This is a genomic window from Microbacterium sp. Z10_103 (assembly GCF_058310455.1).
Genome location: NZ_JBZEGK010000001.1, coordinates 2,513,226 through 2,536,560 on the forward strand (window position 1 = coordinate 2,513,226; position 23,335 = coordinate 2,536,560).

Annotated in this window: 22 protein-coding genes; 8 read left to right on the forward strand and 14 right to left on the reverse strand. The window is 67.3% G+C overall.

Annotated features, from left to right (window positions below; genetic code table 11):
- From AC4FS2_RS12235 to AC4FS2_RS12245, 3 genes are read right to left on the reverse strand one after another with little or no spacing between them, the layout of a single operon-like run.
- A complete protein-coding gene (locus AC4FS2_RS12235; protein ID WP_491177302.1) occupies positions 1–825 on the reverse strand; it encodes a carbohydrate ABC transporter permease in 825 nt (274 codons plus the stop codon).
- Complete coding sequence (locus tag AC4FS2_RS12240) at positions 822–1,793, reverse strand: carbohydrate ABC transporter permease (protein ID WP_491177304.1); 972 nt, start codon at positions 1,791–1,793, stop codon at positions 822–824. Before AC4FS2_RS12240 ends, AC4FS2_RS12235 begins: the two co-directional genes overlap by 4 nt.
- Positions 1,794–1,796: 3 nt before the next feature.
- Positions 1,797–3,164 (reverse strand): ABC transporter substrate-binding protein, encoded by a 1,368-nt coding sequence (locus AC4FS2_RS12245; RefSeq protein ID WP_491177306.1) that lies wholly within the window; start codon positions 3,162–3,164, stop codon positions 1,797–1,799.
- A gap of 158 nt (positions 3,165–3,322) precedes the next feature.
- On the opposite strand from AC4FS2_RS12245, the gene AC4FS2_RS12250 reads away from it, so the two are divergent.
- Positions 3,323–4,363 carry a LacI family DNA-binding transcriptional regulator gene (locus AC4FS2_RS12250; RefSeq protein WP_491177308.1) on the forward strand — a complete coding sequence of 347 codons (1,041 nt, stop codon included), beginning with the start codon at positions 3,323–3,325 and terminating at the stop codon, positions 4,361–4,363.
- Positions 4,364–4,433: 70 nt separating this feature from the next.
- On the opposite strand, the gene AC4FS2_RS12255 is transcribed toward AC4FS2_RS12250, so the two are convergent.
- From AC4FS2_RS12255 to AC4FS2_RS12275, 5 genes are all read right to left on the reverse strand, one after another.
- Positions 4,434–5,012 carry a DUF3618 domain-containing protein gene (locus AC4FS2_RS12255; RefSeq protein ID WP_491156575.1) on the reverse strand — a complete coding sequence of 193 codons (579 nt, stop codon included), beginning with the start codon at positions 5,010–5,012 and terminating at the stop codon, positions 4,434–4,436.
- Positions 5,009–5,422 (reverse strand): phage holin family protein, encoded by a 414-nt coding sequence (locus AC4FS2_RS12260; protein WP_491156573.1) that lies wholly within the window; start codon positions 5,420–5,422, stop codon positions 5,009–5,011. Before AC4FS2_RS12260 ends, AC4FS2_RS12255 begins: the two co-directional genes overlap by 4 nt.
- Positions 5,400–6,137, reverse strand: a complete 738-nt coding sequence (locus AC4FS2_RS12265) for a hypothetical protein (protein ID WP_491177310.1) — start codon at positions 6,135–6,137, stop codon at positions 5,400–5,402. The genes AC4FS2_RS12260 and AC4FS2_RS12265 overlap by 23 nt, the downstream gene beginning before the upstream one ends.
- A gap of 155 nt (positions 6,138–6,292) precedes the next feature.
- A complete protein-coding gene (locus AC4FS2_RS12270) occupies positions 6,293–7,078 on the reverse strand; it encodes an MBL fold metallo-hydrolase (RefSeq protein ID WP_491156569.1) in 786 nt (261 codons plus the stop codon).
- A gap of 31 nt (positions 7,079–7,109) precedes the next feature.
- On the reverse strand, positions 7,110–8,027 hold the full coding sequence (locus AC4FS2_RS12275) for an alpha/beta fold hydrolase (protein WP_491156568.1): 918 nt from the start codon (positions 8,025–8,027) through the stop codon (positions 7,110–7,112).
- 199 nt (positions 8,028–8,226) lie between these two features.
- Here AC4FS2_RS12275 and AC4FS2_RS12280 point away from each other — a divergent pair, with 199 nt between their 5' ends.
- The 4 genes from AC4FS2_RS12280 (at position 8,227) to AC4FS2_RS12295 (ending at position 12,307) form a co-directional block, all read left to right on the forward strand.
- Positions 8,227–9,243: a redoxin domain-containing protein gene (locus AC4FS2_RS12280; RefSeq protein WP_491156567.1), complete on the forward strand. Its 1,017-nt coding sequence runs from the start codon at positions 8,227–8,229 to the stop codon at positions 9,241–9,243.
- Positions 9,244–9,345: 102 nt separating this feature from the next.
- Positions 9,346–9,981 carry an MEDS domain-containing protein gene (locus AC4FS2_RS12285; protein ID WP_491156566.1) on the forward strand — a complete coding sequence of 212 codons (636 nt, stop codon included), beginning with the start codon at positions 9,346–9,348 and terminating at the stop codon, positions 9,979–9,981.
- Between the two features lie 15 nt (positions 9,982–9,996).
- Entirely contained in the window at positions 9,997–10,950 is a 954-nt protein-coding gene (locus AC4FS2_RS12290; protein ID WP_491156564.1) for a helix-turn-helix transcriptional regulator, read from the forward strand.
- Positions 10,951–11,086: 136 nt separating this feature from the next.
- The gene (locus AC4FS2_RS12295; RefSeq protein WP_491156561.1) at positions 11,087–12,307 is read left to right on the forward strand and encodes an epoxide hydrolase family protein; all 1,221 of its coding nucleotides are present in this window, start codon (positions 11,087–11,089) and stop codon (positions 12,305–12,307) included.
- A 12-nt stretch (positions 12,308–12,319) separates the two neighbouring features.
- Here AC4FS2_RS12295 and AC4FS2_RS12300 read toward each other — a convergent pair whose 3' ends face one another.
- Positions 12,320–13,054 (reverse strand): helix-turn-helix domain-containing protein, encoded by a 735-nt coding sequence (locus tag AC4FS2_RS12300; RefSeq protein WP_491156560.1) that lies wholly within the window; start codon positions 13,052–13,054, stop codon positions 12,320–12,322.
- Between the two features lie 231 nt (positions 13,055–13,285).
- On the opposite strand from AC4FS2_RS12300, the gene AC4FS2_RS12305 reads away from it, so the two are divergent.
- Complete coding sequence (locus AC4FS2_RS12305; protein ID WP_491177312.1) at positions 13,286–14,341, forward strand: ketopantoate reductase family protein; 1,056 nt, start codon at positions 13,286–13,288, stop codon at positions 14,339–14,341.
- Positions 14,342–14,552: 211 nt separating this feature from the next.
- Here AC4FS2_RS12305 and AC4FS2_RS12310 read toward each other — a convergent pair whose 3' ends face one another.
- Positions 14,553–15,137, reverse strand: coding sequence for a TetR/AcrR family transcriptional regulator (locus tag AC4FS2_RS12310; RefSeq protein ID WP_491177314.1), 585 nt, complete (start codon positions 15,135–15,137; stop codon positions 14,553–14,555).
- A 41-nt stretch (positions 15,138–15,178) separates the two neighbouring features.
- Between AC4FS2_RS12310 and zapE the strand changes: the two genes are divergently transcribed.
- A complete protein-coding gene (gene zapE / locus AC4FS2_RS12315) occupies positions 15,179–16,219 on the forward strand; it encodes a cell division protein ZapE (protein ID WP_491177316.1) in 1,041 nt (346 codons plus the stop codon).
- Here the strand turns inward: zapE and AC4FS2_RS12320 are convergent.
- The 4 genes from AC4FS2_RS12320 to AC4FS2_RS12335 form a co-directional block, all read right to left on the reverse strand.
- Complete coding sequence (locus AC4FS2_RS12320; RefSeq protein WP_491177320.1) at positions 16,216–17,253, reverse strand: ketopantoate reductase family protein; 1,038 nt, start codon at positions 17,251–17,253, stop codon at positions 16,216–16,218. The two genes, zapE and AC4FS2_RS12320, sit on opposite strands and share 4 nt — an antisense overlap.
- Positions 17,246–19,783 (reverse strand): ATP-binding cassette domain-containing protein, encoded by a 2,538-nt coding sequence (locus tag AC4FS2_RS12325; RefSeq protein ID WP_491156551.1) that lies wholly within the window; start codon positions 19,781–19,783, stop codon positions 17,246–17,248. The genes AC4FS2_RS12320 and AC4FS2_RS12325 overlap by 8 nt, the downstream gene beginning before the upstream one ends.
- A 95-nt stretch (positions 19,784–19,878) precedes the next feature.
- Positions 19,879–20,979: a substrate-binding domain-containing protein gene (locus tag AC4FS2_RS12330; protein ID WP_491177324.1), complete on the reverse strand. Its 1,101-nt coding sequence runs from the start codon at positions 20,977–20,979 to the stop codon at positions 19,879–19,881.
- Between the two features lie 63 nt (positions 20,980–21,042).
- The gene (locus AC4FS2_RS12335) at positions 21,043–22,056 is read right to left on the reverse strand and encodes an ABC transporter permease (protein ID WP_491177327.1); all 1,014 of its coding nucleotides are present in this window, start codon (positions 22,054–22,056) and stop codon (positions 21,043–21,045) included.
- 198 nt (positions 22,057–22,254) lie between these two features.
- On the opposite strand from AC4FS2_RS12335, the gene AC4FS2_RS12340 reads away from it, so the two are divergent.
- Positions 22,255–23,334, forward strand: coding sequence for an SDR family oxidoreductase (locus tag AC4FS2_RS12340; RefSeq protein WP_491177330.1), 1,080 nt, complete (start codon positions 22,255–22,257; stop codon positions 23,332–23,334).
- The last annotated feature ends 1 nt before the right edge of the window (position 23,335 follow it).

Genomic DNA, 23,335 nt, shown 5'->3' on the forward strand with positions numbered 1-23,335 from the left:
TCAGCCCTTCAGCGAGCCCTGGAGAAGGGCGGCCACGAACTGACGCTGGAAGACGAGGAACACGATCAGAGTGGGCGTGAGGATCAGCAGCGACCCTGCGCACAGCAGCGGGATGTCGGTACCCCACTGCCCCTGGAAGGCTCCGAGCGCACCGGCCATCGTCCGCTGGGCAGGGTCGTCCACCAGCACCACGGCGAGGAGGAACTGGTTCCACGTCCACAGGAACAGCAGGATCGCGAGCGAGGACAACGCAGGGACGGAAAGCGGGACATGGATGCGCCAGAAGAGCTGCCACGTGGTGGCGCCGTCCACGCGCGCCGCCTCCGAGACGTCCTGGGGCATGTTGATGAAGTGCGCCCGCATCCATGTGACTGCGAAGGGCATGAAGAGGCCGATGAGGGGCAGGATGATCGCCCACCGGGTGTTCAGGAGCCCGAACTCGCGCAGCTGGTAGTACAGCGGCACGATGATGCCCTCGAACGGGAGCGTCAGCCCGAGCAGGAAGGCGATGAACACCCCGCGCCCACCGGCGGGCTTGAGGTGGCCGAGCGCGAAGCCCGCGAGGGTCGCGATGAGGATCGCAATCGGCACGACCCCGAGCTCGATGAGCGCGCTCGACCACAGCAGCTGCAGCATGTCGGCCGCCTGGAAGGCCAGCACGAAGTTCTCCCAGTGCGGTTCCTCCGGCCAGCTGAGTCCGCCGGGATACGTGCCGGGTTCGTGCAGGGCCGTGACGAAGAGGCTCAGGAAGGGCATCACGGTGATCAGCATGAGCAGCACCAGGAGGGCGCGGCCGAGCCACACCTCACGCGACGAAACGATCACGCGTCCCGTCCTCTCAGCACGCGCTGCAGCGGCAGCACGACCAGGAGCACCAGCACCATGAGCACGACGGCAAGCGCCGAGGCGGTGCCGATATCCCGCTCGAAGAACGCGAGGTAGTAGATCTGCAGGCCGGGCACGAGGGTGCTGTTGGCAGGACCACCCTGCGTCGAGATGTAGATGATGTCGAAACTCGCCAGCGCCGAGATCACGGTGATGGTGACGCACACCGCGATCTCCTGGCGCAGGCTCGGCAGGGTGATGGAGAAGAACTCACGGGCCGGGCCGGCACCATCGATCCGGGCCGCCTCATACAGCGAGGGGTCGATCTTGGTCATGCCGGCCAGGAGAAGCAACAGGCACAGGCCGAACTGCACCCACGCGCCGATGACACCGACCGCGGGCAGCGCCGTCTGGGTGTCCCCCAGCCAGGCGCGCGCGATGCCACCGAGTCCGACGACCTCCAGCAGCTGGTTGATGAGCCCGTTGGTCGACAGCTGCCACGTCCACATGATGCCGGCTGCCACCAGCGGGATCACCTGAGGAAGGAACAACACCGTGCGCGCGACGACGGCGAGCCGGCTCGCCGCGATTCCCCTGATGATGTTCGCCGCGAGCAGCCCCAGGATGACCGGGATGATGCTGAAGTAGATGATCAGCTCGAAGGAATTGAGGATCGCGCCCACCAACGTGGGGTTGGCGAAGACCTCCAGGTAGTTGTCCCACCCCGCCCACGTGGCGAGGGTGATGCCGTCCCAGTCGTACAGCGAGTACTGGGCGGTGCGGATGATGGGCGCCACGACGAACGCGATGTAGAACAGCGCCGCGGGCACCACGAGCACGTACGCGCGTATCGCCCAGGTGAGGCGCCGCCGACGCGCGCCGGGGCGCGATGCCGGCGGCGGCTCTGAGGAAGGGGCTGCGGCGCCGGTTCGGGACACCGGCGCCGCAGCCTGACGAGGGGAAGACATCCGTCAGTCGGCGAGTTCGTTCTCGTAGTCCGACTGGACGGAGCTCAGCAGGCCCGCCGCATCCTGCTCGCCGGCGACCAGACGCTGGATGTTGGGGGTCCAGCTCTGGGCGTAGATGGCGCCCGTAGCGTTCGCGATGAAGTCCATCGCGCCGTTCTTCTCGTTGATGACGGTGCCCGCGGCGAGGGTCGCCTCGGTCACCGACCCGGCGGCCACCTCCGGCATGAACGCATCCGCGGGGCCCATCGGGTGCGACCCGCCCACCTCCACGGTGATCGTGCGTGCCGTCTCATCGGTCGCGACCCAGTCGAGGAAGAAGGCCGCGCAGTCGGGGTTCTCGGCGAACGCGGAGATGCCGTAGGTCAGCGGGGCGGACATGGCACCCTGTGCTCCCCCCTCGTCGACCGGCGGCACGAGGAAGAACCCGGCGTTGCCCGCCATCTGGGTGTCGAGGTTGCCCGACTCCCAGTCTCCGCTGAAGATGAACACGCTTTCCCCGCCGATGAACCGGCTCATCATCTGGGAGTAATCCAGCGAGTTCACGTCAGGAGCGAAGTAGCCGGCTTCCACCCAGCCCTGCAGGTGTTCGGTCGCGGCGAGATTGTCGGGAGTGTCGATGCTCGCGTCGGGTGTCTGGAAGATCCAGTCGTTGACGGGCGCGGTCTCCCCATAGGAGGCCATGAGACCCTGCAGCGGGAAGAGCAGACCACCGGTGGCGCCGCCGTTGAACTGCGCGATCGGTGTGAGTCCGGCGTCCTTGGCGGCCTGGAGGTAGCCGTCGAACTCCTCGAGGGTCTGCGGCGCCTCCGTCATCCCGATCTGAGCGGCGAGCTCCTTGTTGTAGAAGACGCCCGTCATGGAGAAGTTGAGGCCCATGGCGTACAAGGGCCCCTCTCCACGGCGGCCTTCGTCATCCACCCGCAACTGCTCGAGCTGCGACTCGGGCCAGTCGGTCCATCCGAACACCTCGGCGTAGGGGTCGAGGTCGAGGAGGAGATCGCCCTCGGCGAGCTCCGACATCTGCGGCAGGCGCATGAGATCGGGCGGCGAGTCGCGCAGGACGCGAGGCGCGTTCTGGGTGAGAACGGCGAACTGGTCTTCGCGAACGTCGAACGTGACGTTCGGATACTGACGGGTGAACTCGTCGGCCAGTTCCCCCGGCAGCGCGAACCCCGTCTCGGCATACATGTCCAGGACGACATCGTCCTCGCCGCAGGTGGGCTCGCCTCCGCCGAAGACCGGGCCGGAGGAGCTGGTCGGGGCGGCGGTGCCGCCCCCGGGCGGGGCGCACGCCGTGAGGGCGAGTACCGCAAGGACCAGCACGCTCCCCGGAGCGAGTGCGCGTGTGTGTGGACGTTCTGAATGAGACACCGGTGTCTCCCTTCCATCCGGACCAGGATGCATGAACACTGTGCTAAATCGCGTTAGCACGGTCATCATCTCCTCTCGACCCGCTCGCTGTCAACGGTTGCGCCCCGCGGTTCGTTCACACCGACCCGGCTAGGATCTTCGCAGAGCGGAGGGGCCCAGTGAGTCAGAGACGAGTCACGCTCGCCGACGTGGCGCGTGCAGCGGGCGTCTCGCGGACGACCGCGTCGCTGGTGCTGAGTGAACGCGGGGATGAGCTGCGAATTTCGAGCTCGTCCCAGGAACGCGTCCGCCGGGTCGCATCCGAACTCGGTTATCGGCCGAACATCGTGTCGGCGGGGCTGCGGAGCGGGTCGAGTCGCACCATCGGATTCATCTCCGACACCGTGGCCACCTCGCAGCTGGCCGGAGACATGATCAAGGGTGCGCTGAGCCACGCGCATCGCAACGGCTACATGCTGCTCATCGGCGAAACGGAGGGTGACCTGCACGAGGAGGATCGCCTCGTGGATGCCATGCTCGACCGCCAGGTCGACGGGTTCGTCATCGCGTCGATGTTCACGCGGGAGCGATCGCTTCCGGCCGCCCTGCGGAATCGACCCGCCGTCCTCCTGAACGCGCTTCCCGATCCGCTCGAATCGGCCCCCGCCGTGGTCCCCGATGAATACGCTGCGGGCCGGGCGGCCGCCACGACGTTGCTGGAGTCCGGTCACGACCGCATCCATCTCATCGGAGCGGGACCTTCTCTGGAAGACGTTCCCCGGCAGAGCGTCGCCGGACGGGAACGGCTCGCCGGAATCCTCGCGGCGCTCTCCGAGGCGGGCGTCTCACCGGCGAGTGCACTGCTGTGCACGGTGTGGCTGCCAGAGGACGGATGGCGGGCCACATCGCGGTTGCTCTCGGCGGGCGAACGCCGGGGGGCTCTCATCACGTTCAACGATCGCCTGGCGTTCGGCGCATATCAGGCCATCGCGGAGGCGGGTTTGAGTATCCCCGGCGACTTCTCCGTGGTCTCCTTCGACGACCATCAGCTCGCCGGGTGGGTGCGCCCAGGCCTCACGACGTTCGCCATCCCTCACCACGAGCTCGGGCACCGCGCCATCGAGATGCTGCTCGAGGAGCCGTTCCCGCTGGCCCCGCACGTGGACCGGCTGACGATGCCCCTGCGCCTGCGGGGGTCGGTGTCAGCGGAGCCGTCCTGACCGTCGTCGGGAAAAAGAAAACGGGTGCTGCGCGGCTCTCAGCCGTGCAGCACCCGTTGATCACACAGGATCAGGCGTTGTCGCTCACCGCGCCCCGGGCGTCGCGCGCCCGGTCGGTGACCGTCCCGGCCGCATCCGTTGCTTCGCCCTGCACGTTGGACACCGCGTCGGTCGCGGTCTCCTTGACGGCGGCCATCGCCTCCTGAGCGGGTTCCCGAAGGTGCTCCCCGGCCTCCTTGGCGACATTCGTCGCCTCATCGACGAGAGGCTGCGCCTGCTCCTTGACGGCTCCGGCGACCTGCTTCTCCTTCTCCGAGGCGGGGATGAGGGAGGCTACGACGAGTCCGACGCCGAAGGCGATCAGACCGACGGCGAGCGGGTTTCCCTCCGCCTTCGACGCCAGCCGCTGACCGGCGTCGGAGACGCCCGAAGCGGCGGACGAGCCGGCACCCTGCACCGACGAGGATGCGTCGTCGGCGGCGCCCATGATGCGCTCACGGACGGACCCGAAGGCGCCCTTGACCTTGTCGGTCTGGCGCTGAGCGATCTTGGACGGCGTCACCTTGTCGGCGAGCGCGTCGACATCGAGGCCGAGTTCCTGGCGGGTGCGGTCGATGTTGGCACGGATGGCTTCCGGTGAATCGCTCATCGGTTTTCCTCATTTCTCTTCACGGCATCGGGGATCTGCTTGAGCGTGTCCACGGTCTGCGGCGCCCCCTTGGTCTCGTTCAATTGCTTGCGGCCGGACAGGTACAGCACCAGCGCGATCACACCCCAGATGACGGCGACGATCACGGCCGACCAGCCGAGACCGACCAGCCATCCGAGCGCCCACCACAGGGCCACGGACAGGAAGAAGATCGCCATGAGAGCCGCGTATGCGGCGCCGCCCAGCATGCCCGCGCCTTTTCCGGCCCGCTTGGCGGACTCTCGCAGCTCCACCTTGGCGAGCTCGAGCTCCTGCCGCATGAGCGTGGAAAGGTCGCCCGTCACCTCACTGAGCAGTTCGCCCAGCGAGTTCGTCGCTGCCTTCTGTTCAGAGGGTGTCTGATCGGACATCTGTGCTCCCCTCACCGGACCCGGCACCGCGGATCTGGTCGTAGACCGGTGTCCCGACGGCCGGCGAACCGACGGGCGCGGAACTGAACTCACCGGGAACCGGCGGCACGGGCCGGACGCCGGTCCCACCGACGGTGCCCGAGGTCGACCCCGTCGTCACGGTTCCGGACGAGACCGACGATGCGTCCTTGTCGTCCGCCGCCTGCTCGGCGAGGGCACGCGTCAGCCGGCCCGCCGCGAGTCCCGCGATGGTGGCAGCCGCGATGAAGACGCCGGGCTTGCGGCGCGCGTACGACTTCACTTCGTTCAGCAACGAGCCCGGGTCGCGGTCGCCGATCCACGTGGCTGCCCCGCTCAGGCGGGAGGACACCTGCGACACGAGGTCTGCAGCAACCCCGGGCGTCTCCGACTTCTCCGCCATCGAGCCCAGCTCGTCCCCGAGGGAGCGGAGGCCTTCGGCCACCCGCTGCTGCTGCACGGCGGCCTGTTCCTTCAGCTCGCTCTGGGTCTGCGAGTAGAGGTCCTTGACCTGGGTCTTCGCCTCGCGGGCCACGGAAGCAGCCTCGGTCTTGGCCGTCTCTACGACGTGGCCGGCCTGCTCCTTGGCGGTACCGGCGACCTCGCCTGCTTCGTTCTTCGCGGTCTCGACCGTGCCCGACTGAGGCTCTGAAGCCCCCGATGCACCCGCCGACCCGCTTCCATACATTTCTGACATGTCTTCCTCTCGCTGCCGATCGGGGGGACCGGACTCGGTACCGGTCTATGCGACCGCGGGCCGTTCGTGCGCCTGGGTTGACGCGAGCGGCTGGACGTGTAATGCGCGCGGGCGGGCGCAGCGCCGATCGAGAGTGAGATACGCCGCCACGCCGCCTACAGCGCCAGCTCGGCGCGGACGCCGACCGGAAGAACCAGGACCCGATCCTGGATGCGGGCGGCGGTCACGGCTGTCGCGACATCCGCCGCCCCCTCGGTGAAGTGCGCCCACCCGTCCATATGCGCGGGGATGATCACCGCCTCCGGCAGGAGGCCGGCGAGGGCCGCGACCTGCGCACTGGTGAGCGAGAGGTACGCGTCGATGCGCGCCGTGCGGGCGGCGCCGGCGAAGACGATCGCGACGTCGATGGGTCCGAGGTGATGCTCGATGTCTTCGACCACCCGCGTGGAGGCGTTGTCGCCGCTGACATACACGGTCGGAATGTCCTCGGCAGTGAGGATGAAGCCGATCACGGGACCCGACGAGTCCTCGGTGCCGTCGGGTCCGTGGTGGGCCGGGACCGCTGTGACGATGACGGGGGGAAGTCCCTCTCGGGCGAGCTCGGTGTGGTGCCACGGCGTCAGGGCGTCCATGTGGACTCCGGACAGTCGCTCGGACGCGGCATGTGTCGACACGACGACCGGGATGCCGGGGAGGAGCGCGCGTCCGGCCTCATCGAGGTTGTCGGCGTGCTGGTCGTGCGAGAGGAGCACTGCGTCGATGGGACCGAGGCTGTCGGCGGGGAACGCGGGACCGGCGAGTTTCGTGAGGGTCCGGGTGCCGGACGGCTGGGGTCCGGGCGGGCTGAAAGTGGGGTCGGTCAACAGGCGCAGACCACCCACTTCGATCAGCACGGTCGGACCACCGACGACGGTCACCGCGACGGGGTGGTTCCTGCGCATGTGCCGATCCTGGCCCTCCGCAGCGGTCCTGTCACGTGCGTCGCGCACGCGATCGGGACGCGACCTCCAGGATGGCGTCGGCGAACGGGCCGGGTGCCTCCTGCGGGACGTTGTGGCCGATCCCGGGAAGCGCGCGGTGCGTGTACGACCCGGTGAACCGGTCCGCGTACGCCCGCCCGTCGGCGGCGGGGCCGTCGAAATCACTGCTGATCGTGATCGTCGGCACGTCGATCGTCGGGCGCTGCGCGAGCCGCTGCTCGAGATCGTCGTATTGCGGCTCCCCGCCCGCGAGGCTGAGACGCCAGCGGTAATTGTGGATGACGATCTCCACGTGGTCGGGATTATCGAAAGAGGGCGCCGAACGCTCGAACGTCGCGTCGTCGAAACGCCACAGCGGAGACGCCTGCTGCCAGATCAGTCTGTTGAACGCGCGCCTGTTCTGGTCGTAACCGCGCCGACCGCGCTCGGTGGCGAAGTAGTACTGGTACCACCATCCCAGCTCCGCCGCCGGTGGAAGAGGCAGGCGGTTGGCCTCCAGATTCACGACGATGTAGCCGCTCACCGCGACGAGCCCGGCGCACCGTTCCGGCCAGAGCGCCGCAAGGATGACGGCCGTGCGAGCCCCCCAGTCGAACCCGCCGACCACGGCCCGTTCGATCCCGAGCGCATCCAGCAGGCTCACCGCGTCCAACGCCACCGCCGACTGCTGGCCGTTGCGTACGGTCTCGTCACTCAGGAAGGACGTGCCCCCGAAGCCGCGCAGAGAAGGAATGATCACGCGATGACCGGCTGCCACGAGACGGGGCGCGACCTCCTCGAAGCTGTGGATGTCATACGGCCATCCGTGCAGCAGGAGCACCGCAGGGCCGGCCTTCGGCCCGAGGTCGATGTACTCGGTTCGGAGCGGGCCTGCATCGACCGAACGTAACGGTCCGAATTCGACGGACATGTCGACTCCCCTGGTGAGCGGGCCCGAACCCGATCGGGCACCGAGAAGGCCACTGTGCCGTGCGCCGTACCGCGCCGGCGTCGGTGGAATCGCCCATCGTGGGCGGGTTCGGCTCGCCGGTTGAGGAGAACCCCTCAACCCGCGCCCGAGCGTTGACACGGCCCGGGCGAGAGCGGACATTCGATCAGGGAGGTTCACCATGTCCGTGCGCTCGCTCGTCCACCGGCTCTCCGGAAACGACCCGGAGTTGCCCGACGAGGGCCGTCTCGGGCGGTTCGACCGCGGTACCGGATGGCTCAATTCCGCCCCGCTGACACCCGAGGATCTGCGCGGACGCGTCGTCGTCGTGGACTTCTGGACGTACACCTGCGTGAACTGGCTGAGGACCCTCCCCTATCTCCGCGCCTGGGACGACACCTACCGGGATGCGGGACTCACGATCGTGGGCGTGCACACACCCGAGTTCGGCTTCGAGCGAGATCCCCGCAACGTGGCCGAGGCTTGCCGACAGCTCGGCGTCGAGTACCCGGTTCTTCTGGATGCGCACTATGGCGTGTGGGAGGAGTTCGCGAACCACTACTGGCCCGCCGTCTACATCGCCGACGGACGTGGCCGCGTCCGCTACCACCACTTCGGTGAGGGCGAGTACGCCGCCACCGAGATGGTGATCCAGCGACTGCTCGCCGACCAGGGTGCGGAGGTGGGCATGGACCTGGTGAGCGTCGAGCCTGAAGGACTCGAACTCGGGGCTGACTGGCGAACCCTGAGGTCTCCTGAGACCTATCTCGGATACGACCGGAGTGCGGAGTTCTTTCCCGACAGACTGGGCGCCATCGACCAGCGCTCCGCCTACCGGATCGACGACGACATGCCCCTGAACAGCTGGGGGCTGGACGGGGAATGGACCGTCTCATCCGACTCCGTCCGGCTCGAGGGCACGACCGGCCGCATCGCCCTCCGCTTCCATGCCCGCGACGTCAACCTCGTCATGCGGAACACCGGCGCGACGGCGATCCCCTTCCGTGTCTTGATCGACGGCGAGCCGGTGGGTGCGGCGGCCGGCTCCGATGTCGACGCCGACGCCGACGGTCGAGGCGAGTTGGCACGCCCGGGGACCTATCAGCTGGTGCGACAGCCCGGCCCGATCACCGACCGCACCGTCGAGATAGAGTTCGCCGCCGCCGGCGCGGAGGGGTACTGCTTCACGTTCGGATGACCCGCCGAGGCGAACGCATCGACAGAACCATTGTGGCGGGGCAGGAGGTGCATTACTGTCCGGTCACGTGGGGCTTCCCGACCCCGTGGATCGAGCGGATCGATGACAACAACCGACAGCTCCGACGGCGCCAGCCGCGTGACCTTCGCCGGGGGCGTGCTCGACACCTACCGCCACGTCTGTGCGTTCATCAACTCCCAGGACGAGGAGACCGTCGTCCTGGATCCGTTCGTGCGGCAGGGGATCGCGGCGGGTGATCGACTGCTCTTCCTCGTCGACACTGCCCGGTCCGCTGCACCGGTAAATCGCCTCCGGCACCTCGGGTTCGACACCGCGGCGCTGCTCGAACGGCACCAGTGCGAGGTGCGCACCTGGGACGACACCTACCTCCGTGGCGGGACGTTCGACCAGCAGTCGATGCTGACCCTCCTCGACCGGCTTCTCGGCCGGGCGACGCCGTCCCTCGTCCGCATGTGGGCGGACATGGGGTGGGCGGTCGGCCGTCCGGACATCGCGGACAGCCTCATCGAGTTCGAGGCGAGAGCGAACTTCATCCATGCCCGTCACCGCAACGTCGTGATCTGCACCTACGACACCGCCAAGTTCGACGGCGCCTTCATCATCGACATCCTTCGTACCCACCCGATGGTTCTGTTGGGTGGTCTCCTGCAGGAAAACCCCTACTTCGTGCCGCCGTCGGAGTTCCTGGAGGAGCGAGGCGTATCCGCTGGCCACTGAGGAGGATCCGCTGCGATGAGCACCGCGCCGAGTCCAGGACGTTCCTCCGCGCCTGATGCGGAGGCGGGCGGCGTGGATTCGCGACGGTGGCTGCGCGACATGGGGGCGCTTCTCGCTCTTCCGGCGATGTGGGTGGACCAGCGTCCGAGCGAGATCGCGACCGGACTCCTGAGCGTTCTCACCGGGATGCTGCAGCTCCGCGCCGCGTACGTGCGCTTCGGCGGGACGTCCGCGAGCCGGCCGATCGAAACGTGGCTGCCTGCCGGCCCCGACCTGGCGCCCGAGCTCGTCATCGCTCGCGACGCGGGGATGCTCGCAGAACCGGGGATCGTGACGACGGATGTCGACGTGCCCGGGGGCGGGCTGCGGGTGACCTGCATCCCCCTCACCCTGCCCTGGGAGACAGCGGTCGTTCTCGCCGCTGCGGACCGGCGGGACTTTCCGACACCTCTGGAGACCTACCTGCTGCGAGTCGCCGTGGGGCAGGCGGTGATCGCCTTTCACACCGCCCACCGCCTGGCCGCCGAACAGCAGGCCCGCATCGCCGCCGAGACGGCCCTCGCCCGGCGCGAGGCCCTCATCCGCTCACTCGTGGATGACATGGAACCGTCGCTCACCTCTGTCGCGCGTCGGCTGCGGGAGTCGGTGCACGCCCTCTCCGCCGCGGAAGCAGACGTGCGGCCGCCTGTTCTGCGCCCCACCGCGCGGACCACTCCCGACCCACCCCATGTTTCCGATGGCTCCTCCCCCGCGACGGCCGGTCTGAGCCGACGGGAGGCCGAAGTGCTGGGTCTGCTCGCACAGGGGCTCAGCAACAAAGAGATCGCGGGCGTGCTGTGGCTGAGCGACCGCACCGTGGAACGGCACATCACCAGCCTGTACCGCAAGATCGGCGTCGCGCGCCGCAGCGAGGCGACCGCCTTCGCGCTGGGTCACGCGCCCGGCCGGTCGCCTGACGTCCGCTCGTGAGTTGAGGGGTTCTCCCCAACGCCGCCCGACGGCGCCGGCAAGTTGCGGACTCCCTCGGACGCCCCATCCGCCCACGAGCGGGAGCGTGGGTACCGGTGTCGTCCACGACATCGAAGCATCCCCGAGAGGAACCATCATGACCACCACCCAGCCCGAGCGCCTCACCACCTCCGCCGACGGCGACTCGGCCATCCGCCCCTTCCGCGTCGACATCCCCCGGCGTGAGCTGCACGACCTGCACCGCCGCGTGCGCGACACGCGGTGGCCCGAGCGCGAGAACGTGGGCGACGCCTCCCAGGGGGTTCAGCTCCACGTCATGAAGGCCCTCGCGGAGTACTGGGCGGACGAGCACGATTGGCGAGCCGTGGAAACGCGCCTCAACGCCCTCCCCCAGTTCGTGACCACGATCGACGGACTGGACATCCACTTCATCCACGTGACGTCGCGTCATCCCGACGCATTGCCGTTGATCGTCACTCACGGGTGGCCGGGCTCCATCATCGAGCAGCTGAAGATCATCGGCCCGCTGACCGACCCGGTCGCCTTCGGCGGGGATGCCGCGGATGCCTTCGATGTCGTCATCCCCTCGCTTCCGGGGCACGGGTTCTCCGGTAAGCCGGCTGAGACAGGATGGGACCCCATCCGGATCGCACATGCATGGGTCGAACTGATGGGTCGGCTCGGATACGACCGGTACGTCGCGCAGGGCGGCGATTGGGGAAACGCGGTGACCGAGCAGATGGCGCTGCTGGAGCCGGCGGGTCTGATCGGCATCCACACCAACATGCCCGCGACGGTCCCCTCCGACATCGCGGCAGCGCTGGGGAACGGCGCCGAACCGCCCGCGAACCTCTCAGAGGAAGAACGCGGTGCGTGGGATCAGCTCGCATTCTTCTACGCGCACGGTCTCGGCTACGCGCAGGAGATGGCCAACCGTCCCCAGACGCTGTATGCCCTCGCCGACTCGCCCGTCGGACTGGCCGCGTGGATGCTGGATCACGATGCGCGCAGCTACAGCCTGATCGCGCGCGCGTTCGCCGACGCGACCACGGGGCTCACCCGGGACGACATCCTCGACAACATCTCGCTGTACTGGCTGACCAACACCGCCGTCTCCTCGGCTCGGCTGTACTGGGAGAGCAAGCTGGCCTTCTTCGCACCGAAGGGCGTGACGATCCCGGTGGCCGTCAGCGTGTTCCCCGACGAGATCTACGCGGCACCGCGCAGCTGGACCGAGGCCGCGTACCCGAACCTCATCCACTTCCGTCGCCTTGATGAGGGCGGCCACTTCGCCGCGTGGGAGCAGCCCGCCGTGTTCGCACAAGAGATGCGGGATTCGTTCCGATCGCTCCGGTGAACGCGGGGCATGTCAGGCGGTGGCCCCGGGACGCAGTCTCTTCACAGCCTGCTGGAGGTCCGCGACGATGCTCGACGGGGGCGTCATGGGTCCGCGCCCGCCCCACGAGTCAGGCATCGCCCGCTCCCCGACCTCACGGCGGCCGATGACGAACCAGATGCCTCTCGCGGGGCTGTCGGACCGGTTGACGTAGGCGTGCGGGCGAGCGGAGTCGAAGCAGAAGGAGTCACCCGGCTTGAGGTCGTACGACTCGAAGTCGACCCGGAGCGTCAGCCGGCCTTCGAGGAGGATCCCGTACTCCACTCCCCCGTGACGCATCATCTTGCCTTCGACGGAAGACGAGGCGCGCTCCGGGTAGGTGACCAGGAGAGGATCCGCCAGCGTGCTGCCGCCCGCCGCCAGACGCTCCCAGGTCACACCGTTCTCCATCTCGAGCGCCGGGTTGTCTTCCCGCCGCTGCACGACCCCGTCCGTGAGTCGATCTGCGGAATCCTGGGTCGTCGTCGACGTCCACGAGGACGTGAAGGGAGGGTGCGCATCATGCTCGGGATCGCGGAGAAGGCCATCCAGGGAGAGCCCCAGGTAGTTCACCAGTGCGTACAGGGTGCTGACGGAGGGGAGGGTCTTGCCCGTCTCCACCTGCGAAAGCAGGCTTGGCGACACACCCACCGACGTTGCGACGTCGCGAAGACTGAGGCGGCGCGACTCCCGTGCCCGCCGCAACTCCCCGCCCAGATTCAGCAGCATGTCAATACCCTTCCTCGCGCGCGCATTCAGTGCAGGTGAACACCGCACTTACGCTCATGATAGGGTCCCGCGGCGATGGTTGGCCTGCCTCGGCCACTTATCCCGGTAAGTCCGGCCCCTACCCCGGTGGGGGCCGGCTACCCGGCACGTACAGTGACGCTGTAACGTCGACGTCAGCGAACGTGAGTTCCACCAGCGAACGTTCCGTCGACCCGAGGAGGGGTTCCGCGCATGAGTTCACCACGAATCGCCGTCGTCGGCACGGGGGCCAACGGTGCCTCCATCGGAGCCGATCTCGTCCGCGCCGGACATGACGTGACCTTCATCGAACAGTGGCCGGCCCACGTCGAGGCGATGCGCAGCGCAGGACTGACCGTCCACCTGCCGGGGCGGATCCAGACGACACAGGTGGAGGTCTTCCACTTCTGCCAGGTGGCCGAACTGCGTCAGCCGTTCGACATCGTGTTCATCTCCGTCAAGACGTACGACACCCGGTGGGTCACCGAACTCATCAAGCCCCTGCTGCACGAGCGCACCATGGTCGTGGGCCTGCAGAACGGCATGACGATCGACGATGTCGCCTCTCTCGTCGGAGAGGAGCGCACCGTCGGAGCGGTGCTGGGCATCGCCGCCAACATGTTCGAACCGGGGGTCGTCGAGCGCCAGATACCGCCCGAGGGCACCTGGTTCACCGTCGGCACGATGTCCGGCGCAATGACGGACGAGGTGCAGCTCGTCGCCGAGGTGCTACGCAGCTCCGGCACCGTGGAGCTGAGCGACGACATCCGCTCATCCAAGTGGATGAAGCTCATCGCCAACATCCCCGAGATGCTCCCATCGGCCATCCTGAATCTGCCGCTGCTCGCTGCAGTCGAGATCGACGGTGTCCGAGCGGTCATGGATGCCGCGTCCCGGGAGGCCTATGCGTTGGCCGTCGACCAGGGAATCGCGATGCGTCCGATCTTCGGAAAGCGCGAATCCGATGTTCCCGCATCTGATCAGTACGCCCTCGACCTCCTGGACGCCGTGCTGGAGTCGTACTCCCTGCCGGACACACGAGTCGCGGTGCTCCAGGACTGGCAGAAGGGCCGGCGCGCGGAGCTCGACGCCTTCAGCGGGTACATCGTCGACCAGCGGAGGCGGGTCGGTGGTGACGCACCCATCAACGCCGGCATCCTGGAGATCGCCGAACGCATCCAGCGCGGGGATCTCGAGCCGCACCCGCGCAACGCCGCGCTTCTGACCGCCCTCCTGACGGAGTCGCACTTCGCCGGCCAGCCGCACTGACCAGAGACGGCCCCTAGTGTGCGGTGATGGCTGTCGTGGTGCAGCCAGCGCGGATACCGAGCCGGATTCTCGCTCACCGAACGACGCATCATCGCTCTGCGGTTCACTCGCCATTGGGGTCCTATCGGCGCGCCCATTTCGAAGCGGTCGACGGTGATCGAGGCGAGCCTGCGTCGGCCCTCTGGCGTAAGCGGAGCGTTCGCGTGCGTCATCAGCTACCCGCCGCGTCGACGTTGATCATGAGAAACCGCTGCAATGCGTCTGCAATCCGCGTCCCGCCGGCATCCTCCGTTCGGCGTTGCCCGAAAAGCAACCCGAAGAGGATGCCGGTGAGGAAGTCGATCAGATCTAATGCAGCTCCGTCGGCGTCGCTTCCGCCCAGCGCGACGAGCAGCTCTGCGGCCAGCTCTCGGGAGAAGAGGCAACCCGCCAACTGCGCGCGCAACTCGGGATCGCCTTCGACCTCCGGCAGCAGCGAGAACACCGTGAGGGCGTCATCGCGGCGAGGGCCTGCGAGCAAGAGAAGTTGGTCCGCCATGAGAGTCGCAGCCGTCCGCGGAGTGATCGTCACGGATATAGGCGACTCGTCGAACGCAGCGCGCGAGTGCTCCCTTATGCGACCGATCGTCGCAACGACGAGGTCGTGACGGGTGCGGAAGTAGTACGACGTGGACCCCATCGAGAGGCCGGCCGCCCTGTCGACGGCGTGGTGGGAGAGTGCGCGCGCACCCCCCTTGGCGAGCACAGCGATCGCATGATCGGTGATCAACGGACGTCGGTCCCCGGGTCTGGCCATCTGACTCCTCCTCATTACTCTATGTCTATAGAGTAATGAGTATGAGATTGGGGATTCACCGGCACACCCCGAACGAACCAAACAAGATCGCAAGCGCGAGCAGTGGCCCCTTTCGTGCGGCTCTTGGTGACTCAGCGATCACGTTCGATAACGCGCAGATCGCCGCCCTCGACGCGCTCAGCACGCCGGCGCGCCACGGCTACTACCTGTGGGGTGACGTGGGTCGGGGCAAGAGCCTGATCAGCGAGACCTACTTCGCCGCCATCCCCACACACCGTAAGCGCCGCTTTCACTTCCACGACTTCTTCCGTGACCTCCAGGCCCAGATCACCCGCGAGCGTGAGCCTCTCGAGAGATCGTTGCGTCAACTCCTGGGGAACGCCCGTGCAGTGTTCTTCGACGAGTTCCACGTTCACGACGTCGCAGACGGCGTCTACCTGTCCGCCGCTCTCAAGAGCGTGCTCGATGACGGCATACTCGTCCTCGCGACATCGAACTACGCGCCCGAGGATCTCATGCCTAACCCGCTCCACCACGAGCGATTCCGGCCCGCGATCAACATCATTCGCACCGAGCTCGACGTCGTACACCTCAGCGAAGGCCAGGACTATCGCCTGAAACACGCGGCGGCGACTCGAGGCTTCGGCACGGGAACGTGGCGCACACAAACGCCTGCTGCGAAGGACACCCCTGCCATCGAGCTCAACGCTGCCGGCCACATGATCAGAGCTCGCGGCGTTGAGGACGACACCGCCGTCTTCACTTTCAGCGACCTCTGCGCGCAACCCCTCGGAGTCGCCCAATACCTCTGGCTGGCACAGCGATTTCGCGCAATCACGCTGATATCCGTACCCGATCTGGCGAGTGTCGACAGGGACCCACTCGCCCGATTCGCCAACCTCATCGACGTCCTCTACGACCGAGACATCCCACTGCACGTCTGCGCGACTGGCGAACGGAGCCGCATTTTGGAAGCGTCCGAACCGCCACGAGACGCGAAACGAATCGCCAGCAGACTCTCAACCCTCACACCCGCTGAGGCGTGTCCTCTGGTTCGTAACGTCTCGGGGAACTACACCTAGGGCGCCAGCAGATCCTGCAGGTTGCCCGGGCTCGCCTCGCGGGTGCCATTCTCGATCTCGTGGGCGAGCTGCACCACCCGCGCATTGCACGGCGCCTGGCTCCCGCGTCGGGCGAGCTCCGACACGACGAGGCCGTTGATCTGGTCGACCTCGCTGCGACGTCCCTTCATCCAGTCCTGGAGAACCGTCGTCCGAGTCGTGGGGAGGGTGTACTCCTCCAGCACCGTATCGAGAAGACGAACCGCGTAGTCGTACGGGTCGTCGATGTCCGCACCGGTCAATCCGAAGATCGGCACGATCTGGCTGCCGGCGGCGAGACACGCGTCGACTGCCTCCTGGCCCGCGCGGATCATGAAGTCCCGCATCCCGGGCAACCCGACCGCCTCGCCCAGCGGGAGCCCGAGGATGGCAGAGGGAACGAGCTCTGCCGCGTTTGCGACGAGCTTCATCCACTTGGAGGAGCGGATGTCCCGGGAGATCTCCACGGTTCCTGCCGCGCGCAGCACGGATGCGACCTCCTCCTCACGCGCGCCGGCCACGGGAGTGAGCGCTCCCAGCGCGAACCACGACCTCTCCGGAGGGCTCTGCCGTTCGACGACCCCGGGGGCGAACATGTTGGATGACACCTCGATGACCGCACCCATCGTGCGATCCGCTCCGACGATGTCCGCCATGTCGTCGACGCTCATGCCGTTCTGAAGCCCGACCACGATGCCGTCGGCCGCGACGAGGGGCGCGATCAATTCGCACGCCCATCGCGTGTCGTAGGCCTTGACGAGGACGAAGACGACGTCGAACTGTTCGCGCCGCTCGGCCACCTCGCAGAGGTGGATCGCGTCGACGCGCGTGACCTCCACCCGCCCGGGCATCTCCACCCGGACGCCGAGTTGCCGCATGGCTTCGACGTGGGCGGGCCACTGCTCGATGAAAGTGACATCGTGTCCCGCCCGCACGAGGTCTGCTCCGATCCCCGCACCGTTGGCGCCGGCACCCAGAACCGCGATCCTCAGGCCGCCCACTGCGGCCTCAGGCACGGGCGGCCGTACGCCGACGCCGCTGCGAGCGGGCGACGGCATACAGGATCGCAGCGGCGAGGATGAGCACGCCCTGCAGGATGTACTGCCACATCTGGTCGAGCCGGAGGAAGACTGTCGCGTTCAGGACCTGCACGAGCAGAATCGACCCGAGCAGCGTCCCCACGAAGCTTCCGCGTCCTCCCAGCAGACTCGTTCCTCCGAGGACCACGGCAGTCACGCTGGACAGCGTGTACGCCACGCCCTGCGCGGGATCGCCGATGCCGATCTGCGTCATGAGCATCACGGCCCCGAGGAACGTGAGGCCGGACGTGGCGACGTAGGCGAGGACGACGGTGCGGTTGACCTCGACTCCGACGCGACGGGCGGATTCTTCGTCCGAGCCCACCGCGCGCAGTCGCCACCCCCAGCGTGTCCGCTTGAGTGCGTACTCCAACGCGATGACCACCAGCACCAGGACGAGGAACGCCACCGGGATCGGGCCGATCTTCGTCGTGATGATCTGCGAGACGTCGGCGTTGATGTATCCGCCCGCGGTGGGGCGCAGCACGAAGCTCATCCCCTGCAGCGCGATGTACATCGTCAGCGTCGCGGCGATCGCCGTGAACTTGAGGTAGCGAATCAGCGTCCCGTTGATCAGCCCGATGAGCAGCGACGTCCCCAGCATGGCGGCGAACCCGAGAAGGATGGCTGCGGTCGAGGACTCTTCCAGGATGAAGAACGATCCGATCACCACGAGGAAGCCGACCAGCGGGCCGACGGAGAGGTCGATCCCCCCAGTGAGCAAGGCGATGGTCTGGCCGAGAGCGATGAACCCCGCTGCGGCGACCAGCAGCAGCATGGAGGAGATGTTGAACTCGCCGAGGTAACGATCGTTCTGGGCGAAGATGAAGGCGCCCAGGGCAATGATCACCAGGGCGAGGAGGAGCGGCGGGGAGTAGTCGCCCTGAAGGAAGCGTCGGAGCCGTCCGCTGAGGGCGGCTTTGCGCTCGTCTCGCTGAACGTGCGACTCCGGATCAGCATTGACCGTCCGCGTCGTCGAGGTGACGGCCGCATGAATCATGCGCTCTTCCGCTACCTCGCCGCCCGTCAGTGTCTCGACGATGTGTCCCCGCGACATGACGACGACCCGGTCGCACAGACCCTCGAGCTCTTTCGCGTCGGAGGAGACGACGATCACCGGAATGCCGCGCGCTGAGACATCTCGCAAGATCTGGTAGATCTCCGCGCGAGCGCCGACATCCACCCCCTGCGTGGGTTCGTCAGCGAGGACGAGCGTGGGTTCCGAAAGGAGTGCCCTCGCCACCATCACCTTCTGCTGGTTACCGCCCGAGAGTGCCGAGACGGGAGCTTCGAGGGAGGGCGCCTTCACCGCGAGTGACGTGAGGGTTTCGCTCACCATCCCCAACTCGCGCTTGCGGTTGAGGAGCCGTCCCGTGCGGAACCGGGTGAGAGCGGCCACCGCAGCGTTCTCCCGGACGCTGAACCGCATCATGAGTCCCTCGGAAAGCCGGTCGGCGGGGAGGTACGCGGCGTCGCGCACGAGGTCCTTGGACGTCAACTGCGTGCCGTTGATCGTGACGGACCCGTCGAATGGGGTCAAGCCCGCGAGGGAACGCACGAAGTCGCTCTGACCGTTCCCCACGACTCCGGCGATCCCGATGATCTCGCCGCGCTGCGCGGAGATGGAGACGTCGCTGAAGCCGGGACCGCTCAGCCCGCTGATGACGAGGTTCGGCGCTTCCCCGGCAGTCGATGGGTGCTTCGGTGGGAACGTGGACTCGAGTTCGCGCCCGACGATGAGCGAGAGAAGCTCCTGGTCCGAGATGTCCTTCACGTCCGCCGCGCCGCGAAGGCGACCGTCTCGAAGCACGGTCACCCGGTCGGCGATCTCGCGGACCTCCGCGAGCCGGTGGGTGATGTAGACGACGGAGGTACCCCCGGCGACATACTCCCGCACGAGGGCGAACAGCATGTCGACCGCCTGCTGACCGAGGGGGGCCGTCGGCTCGTCGAGGACGAGCAGAGCAGGCTTCACGGCCAGCGCCTTCGCGATCTCCAGGAGGTGCTTCTGCGCCACCGAGAGGCCCTCGACCCTGTCCGAGAGGTGCACGCGCAGGTCCACCTTCGCCAGCAAGGCCCGCGCCGTGTCCTCCTTGGACGCTCCGGCCTCGAAGACCGAGGTGGGCAGAGCCACCAGGAGGTTCTCGTACACCGTCATGTCCGGAAGCACTGCCGGGTGCTGGTGCACGAAGCTGATGCCCAGGCGTGACGCATCCCGCGGGTCGATGCCGTCGATCGACTCACCGCGGAAGACCATCGACCCCGCGTCCGGTTTGAGGGTGCCGGTCGCGACGTTCATCAGCGTCGACTTCCCCGCACCGTTCTCTCCCAGAAGAGCGTGCACCTCGCCGGGACGCACCTCGAGGGAGACGTCGGTCAACGCGTTGACGTTGCCGAACCTCTTGGTGATGCCCGACATGACCAGCGTCGCGACGGTCGACGGCGCCTGGGTGGTCTCTATGTTCACGTGAGGGACCTCATTCTGGGATCGAATTCGTAACTGGTCCGGTCTCCCGGGCCCGCGAGGCGAGCCGGGAGACCGGACAAGGGAGTACCGACGCTCTACTCGAGCAGCGCGGCCTGCTCCTCGGGGTCCATCTCCGCAGAGTTGTACACGTCACCGGGGAGGTCGTCGCGGCAGGTCACCGCGTTGGGCGTGCCACTGACGGAGTCCTCGAAGACGGGCGCGGCGAAGGTGGTCTCCTCCGGGATGACACCGCCGGTCGCGCGTGCGACAGCGTGCTGCACGGCCAGTCGGACATTGTCGTTTCCGGTGGCGACGGTGAACAGCTTGAAGTCCGGGTTCGTCGCGACCTTCTCGTCATGGAAACAGGCCAGAACGTTGCCATCCGACGTGGCGAGGGCGGGGATCGAACGCCCGCTCTTTTCGAACTCGGGCAAGGCTCCCACCAAAGAGGGTCCGAAGTCCGAGATGATCACGTCGATCTGGTCGTACTTCGCGATGGCGGCAGTCAGCACCTGCTGCGTCAGGGCGGGGTCCCAGTTGGTCACCTCGAAGGGCTGCTCACCGACGTATTCGTACTTCTCGTCGGTGAGGACCGATTCCAGGCCGTCACGCTCTTCCGCGCCCTGGCTGCTACCGGCCGGTCCGCCCACGAAGAGGATCTTCGCGCCGTCCGGGAAGTTCTCGAGGATCCACTCGCCCCATGCGACACCGTCGGATCGGAAGTCGGCGCCGATCCAGACGTCGTAGTCCTCGCCGGCGGTGCCACCCGGGTCGGCCCGGTAGGGCACCGTCACGACACCGGCGTTGTAGGCGCTGCGCAGCGCGGGGAGCATCGCTTCCCCGGCGTCAGGGAAGACGACAAGGGCGTTGGCGCCGGACGCGACCATGCCCTGGATGTCCGAGATGGATTTCTGGGTGTCGCCCTGGCCGTCCGCGTAGAGGTACTCCACCACGCTCGGGCACTTCTCCACTTCCTCTTGACCGGCCGCCGTCGTGATGAGCCGCCAGCTGTTACCGCCGAAGCCGTCGAGAAGGCCGACAACGGCCTCGTCGGGACCGCACCACTCCGGCGCGCCCTCGAGCGACGTGCCGGGGCCGTCCGCCTCATTCGAATTCCCGGAGCCGGAGCATCCTGCCAGCGCCAGCGCGGTCATGCCTGTCGCGGCGATCGCTGCGGCGATTCTGCGGTGAATCATGTTTCCTCCATATTGCAAGCGCCAGTCTTGACGCGGGTCTTGGTGTCTCGGGAGCGCGGGTCGTTAGGTCGCCGCGGAAGTCGCCGCCCGGGTGGGCGCGAGTCGACGCCGAACAGCGCCCCAGTCGACGGTGTAGATCGCGACGCCGACGGCGAGCGCTGCGGCTTGGACGAGCGTGCGCACCGCGAAAGGCACCCCCAGCGCGAGCACGACCTGTTCCAGGAGACTGAGGAACAGTGCGGCCACCACCGTGGCGGCGGGGAAGCCGCGGCCACCCAGCAGCGACGTGCCGCCGAGGACCACGACGGCGACCGAGGTCAAGAGGTAGGTGTTGCCCTGGAACGCGGTGGGCTGGTTCATGATGCCGGCGAGGAGAATTCCCGCGGTGGCGAAGAGAAGCTGTGCCCACACGTACGCCGCGCCTCGGTGCGTCTTGTACCGCAACCCCGTGGTGCGCGCCGCAGCGGGGCTGGCCCCGACGGCCTCGAATCGCCTGCCGGCGACCGTCTTCTTGAGGATGATCGTGACCAAGAGGAAGACGGCGAGCGCGAAGAGGACAGAGTTCGGGATGCCGAGAGTCCGCCCGCTCCCGATGGAACTCAGGAGCCTCGTGGTCGTACGCGGGATGCCGCCGGAGATGCCGAGGACCGCACCGAAAAGCAGCGCATTCGTCCCGAGCGTGGCGATGATCGGGTTCAGGCCGAGCCGTCCCACCATGAATCCGTTGAGCAGCCCTGCTCCCAGGGCCCATGCGTAGATCACCAGCACGGCCGGAAGGAGGAGGGCGTCATTTTCGTTCGGCATGTGCGTGGCCAGAACGACCGCGAGAGAGACGGCACCGGGGACGGAGAGATCGATGCCGGCCTGCTGAATCACCAGCATCTGCCCGAGGCCGATGATCGCCAGCACCGACGCGAACGGGAGCATGCCGAGAAGCGCTCCCTGAGACATGCTGCTCGGGGCGAAAAGGAACGCCAGCACGATGAGCACAACGGTCGAGATCGAGACGGTCAGGAAACCCTTGGAGACACCGAAACCTGCGCTCGGCGATCTGCGCGGCGTGGAGTCCACGGTCATGCTTCCCCTTTGAATGCGTTCAATTGGCCAGCACAGGCCGACGACAGTGTTGAGTCACACTGTAACCGCTGAATTTCGACCTCACAACTGAGGCGCTCCTACGCTGGCGATCCGCGGGCCATCGCGGGCCCCGGAGAAGACTCTCCGCGCGACTAGTGTTTACTTCAGCTGAACGCTATTTCTTCAGGAGGAGCCCTCATGGTCAATGAGAACCCGCGTCGCGCCTTGGTCGTCGGTGCGTCCGGCATTACGGGGCAGACCGTCGCACGGCAGCTCACGGACGCCGGCTGGCAGGTCTCAGGACTCGCACGCCGTGCAGGTCGCCTCCCCGCGTGCGCCGATCCGGTGGAAGCGGACCTCCTCGACGCCGAGCAGACCAGGGCGGCGCTCGCGGGTGTTCGGCCCGAGATCGTCATCGTCACCGCGTGGATCCGCCGGGACAGCGAGGCCGAGAACATCGAGGTCAACACACGCACCTTGCGAAATCTCTTCGCCGCGCTCGAACCGGACGGAGGCGTTCGCCACGTCGCCCTTGTCACCGGGCTGAAGCACTACCTCGGCCCGTTCGAGGACTACGCCACGGGCGTCAGGGCGGAGACGCCGTTCAAGGAATCCGAGCCGCGCCTGCCCAGCCCCAACTTCTATTACGCCCAGGAGGACGAGCTTTTCGCCGCCTCGGAACGAATGGGTTTCACCTGGAGCGTGCACAGGGCGCACACGATCTTCGGGTTCGCCGTGGACAACGCGATGAACATGGCGCTCACCCTCTCGGTCTACGCGACGATCTGCAAGGAGCTCGGTCGCCCCTTCGTCTTCCCCGGGTCGCGGCCGCAATGGAACTTCCTCGCCGATGTCACGGACGCCGACCTCCTCGGGGAACAGCTGATGTGGGCGTCCACGCACCCGGCTGGGGAGAACGAGCCGTTCAACATCGTCAACGGAGACCAGTTCCGGTGGCGCTGGCTCTGGCCTCAGATCGCCGAGCACTTCGGCGTCGAGTGGGAAGGGCCCACCGATCAGCCGCAGACGCTCGAGGAATCGATGACCGACCTCGCGCCCGCTGTGTGGGAACGCATCGCCGAGCGGACGGGACTGGTCGAGGCGGATGTCTCCAAACTGGCGTCCTGGTGGCACACCGACAGCGACCTGGGCCGCGAGGTCGAGTGCGTGACCGATATGACCAAGAGCAAGGAAGCCGGGTTCCTCAGCTTCCGGTCCAGCCCGAAGAGCTTCTTCGACAAAGTCGACCGCTATCGGCACGCACGCCTCATCCCCTGAC